5 protein-coding genes and 1 pseudogene are annotated in these 4,955 nt (G+C 35.9%); all 6 read left to right on the forward strand.

Features of this window, described 5'->3' with window-relative positions:
* On the forward strand, window positions 1-1,473 hold a 1,473-nt coding region (locus N5909_RS02310; protein ID WP_271630720.1), incomplete at its 5' end, for a hypothetical protein.
* A gap of 5 nt (window positions 1,474-1,478) precedes the next feature.
* Window positions 1,479-2,363, forward strand: a complete 885-nt coding sequence (locus N5909_RS02315; protein WP_261027365.1) for a hypothetical protein — start codon at window positions 1,479-1,481, stop codon at window positions 2,361-2,363.
* The gene (locus N5909_RS02320) at window positions 2,356-2,667 is read left to right on the forward strand and encodes a DUF4176 domain-containing protein (protein WP_247933266.1); all 312 of its coding nucleotides are present in this window, start codon (window positions 2,356-2,358) and stop codon (window positions 2,665-2,667) included. Before N5909_RS02315 ends, N5909_RS02320 begins: the two co-directional genes overlap by 8 nt.
* Window positions 2,668-3,167: 500 nt before the next feature.
* Window positions 3,168-4,118, forward strand: a pseudogene (locus tag N5909_RS02325) (type VII secretion protein EssC); the annotation flags it as partial.
* An 81-nt stretch (window positions 4,119-4,199) separates the two neighbouring features.
* Window positions 4,200-4,565, forward strand: a complete 366-nt coding sequence (locus N5909_RS02330) for a TIGR04197 family type VII secretion effector (RefSeq protein WP_271630722.1) — start codon at window positions 4,200-4,202, stop codon at window positions 4,563-4,565.
* Window positions 4,566-4,567: 2 nt separating this feature from the next.
* On the forward strand, window positions 4,568-4,942 hold the full coding sequence (locus N5909_RS02335) for a hypothetical protein (RefSeq protein WP_271630723.1): 375 nt from the start codon (window positions 4,568-4,570) through the stop codon (window positions 4,940-4,942).
* Window positions 4,943-4,955 lie beyond the last annotated feature (13 nt).

Genomic DNA, 4,955 nt, shown 5'->3' on the forward strand with positions numbered 1-4,955 from the left:
TATGCGGAAAATATAATGGTTCCCCTACTTAGAGGAGTTATCCTCTTTTCAGAGAGTCTAGGAGGAAAAGCCGGTGAACTACCGACTCTTTACTATTCACAAGTCGGTGGAGAAAGTCTAGATGAGGAGATACTTCAACAGCAAATTGAAGCGAAGAATACAACCATTTCGACTTATGAATCTATTTTATATAGTTTATATAATCTAAAGGACGTCAATCCTATATATATAAGTAATGTTCGAGGAGTTATCTCAAATGCGACGAGTAAGCGAGATGAGTTACAAAGGAAATTAGAAAAATTGCAGTCGTTTGCGAGCTCGACTAGTGGTCAGTTTTCGGATTCAGAAAGCTTACAGAGCTTAGTTTTCCAAGGTTTCGAACAAGTTACGAGTGACTTTGGAAAGTTTGATGGAACTTTTAAAGTAGAGGGACAAGCTCCTTGGGCTAGTAATATTAATAGTGAGTGGACGAAGCGTTCTGAGGTAGTTCAAAATTATCAAAATGTTTTAGATAAAATTAAAAATAAAACCGAATTAGATGAGAATGATATAAAGGCAATTGCAGAGTATAGAAAACGGTATCCAGGTAAAGAGTTGCCAGATACGTTAGTTAATGCTATTGAGCAACACCTCTATGAAAAGATATTAGCTGAAGTACTTGGTGATGATGGTGTTAAGTATAATACAATGAGTTTGTATGATGCAATTAAGGCAATCTCAGATAATGACTGGTTTAAGAGAGGAGCCCAAATACTTGGACTAACACCGAAAAACTTGACTAAGGCTTTTCTACAATCGGACGGCGTCATAGGATTGCTTGACTCAGTTGATAAAGGAACAAAAGGTAGAAAATACGTAAGTTCTGTTATGAATATAATGGCATGGTATGAATCGTTAGGTAATAAGGGAGGGACGTTACAAAAGACTTTCGAAGGAATTTCTGATATCGCAAGTCCTGTAGAAACTATTGTTAAAAAAGGATTGGAAGGTGCCAGAGATGCCGGAATGGCGAAACTTGGTAAATACATAAAAGGGGGAGAAGAGGCAACAGGCTTATTAGGAAAAGGGCTCAAATATTTCCCAAAAGTAGCTAAGGTTCTGGGGAAAGTGGGGACAGTAATGACGTTTGCTGATCTTGGAATTACAGCGATTTCTAGTGGAGCAGACGAATTTAGCAAAACCAGGGATGTAGGAAAAGCTGTTGGAAAAGGTGCACTTTCAGCAGTTTCAAGTGTAGGTCCTCTTGAAGGCGCAACTATTGGAGGTGCGATATTTGGTCCTGCTGGAGCAGGGGTCGGATTCTTTGTTGGAACAGCTATTCAAGGTATAAAAGCTTGGAAGCCAAAATTTTTCGATGATCCTGTTAAAGGAACGAAAGAGATGATAGATGATGTTGGTAAAGGTATAAAAGGCACTGTTAAAAATATATCTAACGTTATAGGTGGATTTGGAAAGGCATTAGGATTTGGGTGAAAAGTATGAAGAAATCAATTTTTAAAGCAAGTTTTGAGGAGAGTTTAAATTTATTAGATGATGGGTTTTTACAGTATCAGAAACAAGATTATTATAATAAACTTGGGAAAGCCTTTAAGAAAGGGAGACCTTCCTTTTGGTTTGGTATTAAAACTTTTATTCTTAGTCTGTTGTTTCCGATAGGTTTAAATTTCATGTTCCTTGCTTTTACCCTATCATTGCAAAATTCTGATCCTAAAGATTTAAGGTTACCGGTTTCTCAGTATCCTTTGCTAACAGTCGAGCTTTATTTAATTTGCTTGTTAATTTGGTTGTTATTGGTATTAATGGGTAAATTTTTTAAACGGACGTTTATCCTCCCTTATCGTTATCGCTTTCATTTTATAACTTTTATGATATGGCTTATGTTTGAATTTAATTTGATGGCCATAACAATGAGTTTACCTATATTAACAATATGGGGGATCTTAGTACTTTTTGGGCTTCAAGTATTGTTGACTTATGTAATGTTAAGAACGGAGCTTAGAAGTTTGAAAAAACGAATGTATGGAGAAATTAAGTCACCTACCTTACAAGATAAAATTGCTAAAGGTATTGCTATTTATGGAGCCGGTATATTGGGCTTGGCTGTGATTGTTAATTATATTTTCAAAGCTTTTTCTATTAATTTTTCATCTTCTATAACTGTTTTTGGCCTCTTTATATGTTGGATCGTGGGCAATATTGGTTTAATAGCCATAATTGTATTTATGGAGTTTCCTTTCCTTTTAGAAGGCTACTATAAATGGAAATATCCTGAAGAATACCGCGAGTGGGAAGGGAAAACTGTCGAAGAGTGGTATGGAAAAAAATATTTAAAAAAACACAAGGAGTTATTAAAAAATGAATAATAAAAACAAAGAATTATTACCGTTAGGTAGTATTGTCTATCTTCAAGAAGGAACACAGAAATTAATGATTATTGGTCGTGGAGTTATCTTTGACGACGAGGAAACTGGAGAAAAAGCATTCGCTGATTATATGGGTATTTTGTACCCAATGGGCTTTCAAACGGAATCAACGCTTTTCTTTCAACATGAAAATATTGACAAAGTCGTTTTTGTAGGCTATTCAGATGAGGAAGAGGAACGTTTTTCAGAAATTTATAGAGAATGGACGAAAACACTCACGGTTCCTAAGAAAGAGATAAAATAGAATTACAAAGGAGTAACTATCATAGTTCATCTATATTGAATGTAGTAATGTTAATTCTGTCTTTTTGCTGAAAGCTTTAAAACCATTAAAAGTGTAACAAAATTCGAATAAGCTATATTTTTAGAGATTGTTTAAGAAATCACTATACTTTAAATAAAAATCAAAAACGAGGAGCTGCTTTGACATTAAAGAAACTCCTCGTTTTTTTGTCTGTTCTATGTCGTAAGATGAATTAGCGTAGCTATAAATCTAAATTCATGATACAAAAATATAGCTTTGTTCCTATGGGAAGGTTTTTTTTGATATTGTGGTATAATAGAACGAGAACGTTTTCTTTCTAGTACCTTGAAAATTCTATATTTTTGGCTTGCTTATCTGCTCTGCTATTTACAAAAAGATCCTGTCTCTTGCCGTCAAGTTCCACCCTCATGATGTGGCTCTCTTGTTGATTAAGGGTAGGGGAAGCTAGAATAGCATCCTATAATGAGGCAATTTCTGCCTTCAAGCACCAGTTGAGCCTACCACAAAATGAAGCTAGTGAAGTGCGGACGATTGTGGGCTCTACACCCCTTGCCATGACCATGGAAGACATCAAGGGACGGGCTCTCATGAAGCGTGAAGACGTGGATGTCATCCAGCTGGCACTCCCAGTCTCTGGAGACAACGAAAACCAAGTCCTCAATAACCTTCGTCAGGAAGTGGCTTCCCTCCAAGAAGCCTGGACAGGACAGCGCCCAAGTGCCATCCCGATGGTACCAGAGGAGTTGATGGTGGAAGAATTTTTGAAATTGCCTAGTGTACAAGAAGCTATTGAGAATGGTCAGATTCCTATCGGTTTGGAGCTAGAAATGGTTGGAAGTGTCAATATCTCTCTTAGCAAATTTAAACACATGGCTTATGTATCAAATGCAGAAGATGCTTTTGATAATATAACTCATCATTTATTAAGAACTATTCTTAAAATGCCTAACGTTCATATGATGTTGATTGATGCTTTCCAAGAATATGAGTCATATAGTAATCAGGTGAAAACCTATGTTGGAAGTAAAAAGGAAGTATCGGACATAGGAAATCAGCTAATCTACGAAATAGAGCGCCGTCTTGAAAAAGGAATCTCATCTGAGTGGATTGTTTTTATACCAAATATGAGAGCACTTGTATCCGAAAGCGATTTAAATGTTCAACAGCTTCAATTTATGTTTGAGAATGGTTATCGAGTAGGGATGAGGTTTATTATTGGTACAGATTATACTTATATTGGAACAAGCGTTGACCCAATTCCAAGATACCTCAAAACAAATGTCCAATGGGTCATCTTTGGTATGCGCCTAATGGATCAAACCTTCTTAGATAAAGGAATATATAGCAGAGATGTGGCTCCAGATCCCGATCAGGTTTATTTACATTCTCGGAAAGAAATCATCAAACTCAAAATTAGTAAGAATAAGTAACAATATTATTTGATACTTAAGATTCAACCCTGTCTCTTGACGATTTGATAGTAGAAAGGATAATTGAAAAGGTTATTGAACATGGGACAAGTAAAAAGTGAAAAAGGCACGGCAAGTACTATTGCAACTGGAATTATATCAGCAAGCAATAGCATTACAACTGCCGGTACAGTTACTAGAGATAAGACAAGCTATTATACCGCTAATACGGTAGGAAGAAAATTGATCATCAATGAGGCATCTATTGCTCAAAATATTCAATCGAAAATAAGTGAATTCGTAAAATTAATTCATGGTGTCGCAAATGAATTCGAAGTAGTAGATGAGAATATAAGTACAATGTGGCAGAATAATTTATCGTCGGGTCAAAATAAGGGGATAACTGGTCAATCTTCGCCATACACAAATCCGTCATTTGTTCCTCAAAATAATTTGTTTAAGGAGTGAGGATGGAAAAAACTAGAAAATTAGAAGATATTCAATGTAGTGTTCAACAGATTCAAACGAAATTATCAAAGCTAGAAGAAGAAAGAAATCAGTTTCTTTCCGTTGCGACGGAGATCTTAGATCTTTGTCAAACGAACTTCATTCCATATAGAGAATTAGGCTATTATCCGTTATCAGTTAAAGATGAGATGGATCGTCTTGAAGATATAGAGATGTTAAAAAGGAATGAACAGCTACTTGATGATTTTGTCTCTGAGAGGAAAGAAGAATTAAAAAAAGCAATGAGCAAGCTAGAGGGCGAAAAAGAGGAACTTCTTTTTCAACAACGCCGTCTTGAATTACAAAATGAGGAGAAGGAGGAGAAGAATGGGGATTAAAGTAGATATAGGC

It is taken from the genome of Streptococcus gwangjuensis, from assembly GCF_028156745.1.
Classification (GTDB): Bacteria; Bacillota; Bacilli; order Lactobacillales; family Streptococcaceae; genus Streptococcus; species Streptococcus gwangjuense_A.

Bases quoted from the DNA above. Each gene is read 5' to 3' on its own strand.
- N5909_RS02320 (WP_247933266.1), top strand. From the start codon at position 2,356: ATGAATAATAAAAACAAAGAATTATTACCGTTAGGTAGTATTGTCTAT.
- N5909_RS02315 (WP_261027365.1), top strand. From the start codon at position 1,479: ATGAAGAAATCAATTTTTAAAGCAAGTTTTGAGGAGAGTTTAAATTTA.
- N5909_RS02330 (WP_271630722.1), top strand. From the start codon at position 4,200: ATGGGACAAGTAAAAAGTGAAAAAGGCACGGCAAGTACTATTGCAACT.
- N5909_RS02335 (WP_271630723.1), top strand. From the start codon at position 4,568: ATGGAAAAAACTAGAAAATTAGAAGATATTCAATGTAGTGTTCAACAG.